General features: G+C 59.7%; 1 pseudogene. It reads left to right on the top strand.

The window, feature by feature from the left end:
• Window positions 1-253 (top strand): annotated as a pseudogene (locus IV91_RS18640) (transporter); the annotation flags it as partial.

Below are 253 nucleotides of genomic sequence, written 5' to 3'. Positions count from 1 at the left end.
GATTGGACTCAACGACCGTCAGGTCGAGATCATCGCCCGAGCCACTCCCAAGCGCCAATACTATGTGATCCACCCCGAGGGACGGCGGCTTTTCCATCTGGGATTAGGCCCGGTTGAACTGGCCTTTGTCGGTGCTTCCGGCAAGGAGGATATCGCGCAGATACGGGAATTACACGGCAAGCATGGGAACAGTTGGCCCGGCCAGTGGCTGCGTCACCGTGGCCAAATCAAGGCGGCGGAAGTCTGGGAATCC

Source organism: Ferrovum myxofaciens (assembly GCF_000735045.1).
In the GTDB taxonomy this organism is placed as follows: domain Bacteria; phylum Pseudomonadota; class Gammaproteobacteria; order Burkholderiales; family Ferrovaceae; genus Ferrovum; species Ferrovum myxofaciens.
The sequence above is the reverse complement of the archived record's forward strand: the minus strand, read 5'-3'. Positions and strand labels throughout refer to the sequence as shown.